Annotated in this window: 2 protein-coding genes; both read left to right on the top strand. The window is 40.9% G+C overall.

Annotation, left to right across the window (positions count from 1 at the left end; genetic code table 11):
- Window positions 1-280 precede the first annotated feature (280 nt).
- Window positions 281-1,012, top strand: coding sequence for a hypothetical protein (locus tag ACIQZG_RS24440; RefSeq protein ID WP_402758756.1), 732 nt, complete (start codon window positions 281-283; stop codon window positions 1,010-1,012).
- Window positions 1,013-1,035: 23 nt separating this feature from the next.
- Window positions 1,036-1,530 (top strand): Cys-tRNA(Pro) deacylase, encoded by a 495-nt coding sequence (ybaK, locus tag ACIQZG_RS24435; RefSeq protein ID WP_402758754.1) that lies wholly within the window; start codon window positions 1,036-1,038, stop codon window positions 1,528-1,530.
- Window positions 1,531-1,637: the final 107 nt, after the last annotated feature.

Genomic DNA, 1,637 nt, shown 5'->3' with positions numbered 1-1,637 from the left:
CGCTGTCCGTCAGACTTCATGGAACCGCCGTATACGGATCCGTACGTACGGTGGTGTGAGAGGACGGGAGTTAGTCGCTCCCTCCTACTCGATTAAAATTATAATACCTTTAGACCTATTATCGGATTCGGATTTTAGTCTTCTGTGTATATAGTACGAATTGATGATATATTTTTCTAATTAAAGCCCGATAATAAGTGTACAGATATTGTTTAGTGGGTATATGTATAGTCATATATACTAAGCAACTTACATATTATAGAGAGTAGAGGTGAATACTATGAAAATTTCAGCATTTATTCAACAAGAGAGAATTGCAGCCTTAGAGGAACGTAGAAAAGTTCTACAACGTAAAGGGGTAGGAGATGCATATCGCAAAAATCTCCAGTATTTTCAACCGAAGAAAAATCCCGTTTTAATTGAGTTAGAGAATCTATTATTTGGTCATAAAGATCATGATTTATATGAACAACACAAAAAGGAATTGAAAGAAGTCACACCTCAAGAGCAAGCAACTATTCGAGAAATGCAGCAAGCTGAAAAGAATGTGCGTGCATATGAGCAGGCCAGCAGAGCAGTTGATAACGAAGCGCCAAGTACGAATGAGCTTGGCTCAAGTGAAGAGCAAACGCTGCATATTTTAGAATCAGTCAGAGTTGCTGCGTTAGCACCTACTGAACCTTCACAGCAGGATTTGCGTGTCGCGGCAAGTGCGAGTGAGCATATTCGGCAAGTGGAGGCACAACTCAATGGTACCGAAATTGCAGAAACTGAGAACTGGGATGAAGAGCCAGCGTTTGTTCGAGCTCCGATTGAAGTAAAGGTACCAGAGCGATTCACAAATGAATTGAATTTAGACCCGTTAGCAGATACAATTTTCGGTAGAAGCTATGAAGGAACGTATAAGGCAAACAGTTTTAAAAATGTTGCCGCAAAATATACAGCGCATTCTGAAATGGCGAAGAATGGCTATCTACCGAGGTATGAACCTATGTTTTCGTGGACAGCCTAATGAGATAAATGGGGGACTTTCATATGGCTAAAGCAAAGCATACAAAAACAAATGCAGTACGACAATTAGAGCAACAAAAAATACAATTTGATGTGTTGGAATATGAGATTTCTGACGGGCAAGTGGATGGAATTTCTGTAGCTGAAAAAATCGGACAACCGGTTTCTCGTGTTTTCAAAACATTAGTGGCAAAAGCGAGCGCACAGAAACTATTCGTTTTTGTTATTCCAGTTGCGGAAGAACTCGATTTAAAGGCAGCAGCAAAAGTCGTTGGAGAAAAGAAAATCGAAATGCTGCCTGTGAAAGAATTACTTGGCTATACCGGTTATGTACGTGGAGGCTGTTCACCGGTAGGTATGAAAAAATTATACCCGACAGTTATTGATGCTACAGCGCGTGAACAAGGAAGCATCATTATTAGCGCAGGGAAAATAGGTATGCAAGTGCATGTCCAAATTGATGATTTATTGGCAGTGACAAAAGGACAGCTTGCACCAATTACGACTATCCATGATTAATATTGTGGATAGTTTTTTTGGTGCGCCCGGCATGCACATGAACTATAGGGTGTAAGTCCCGAACCCCGAAGACAGAAGTAGAGGTTAGCCAAGAGCAAGGGTGTCCG

The organism is Lysinibacillus sp. NPDC096418 (genome assembly GCF_044762775.1).
In the GTDB taxonomy this organism is placed as follows: domain Bacteria; phylum Bacillota; class Bacilli; order Bacillales_A; family Planococcaceae; genus Lysinibacillus.
This window is presented reverse-complemented; position numbering and strand designations above follow the sequence as displayed.

Bases quoted from the DNA above. Each gene is read 5' to 3' on its own strand.
- ACIQZG_RS24440 (WP_402758756.1), top strand. From the start codon at position 281: ATGAAAATTTCAGCATTTATTCAACAAGAGAGAATTGCAGCCTTAGAG.
- ybaK (WP_402758754.1), top strand. From the start codon at position 1,036: ATGGCTAAAGCAAAGCATACAAAAACAAATGCAGTACGACAATTAGAG.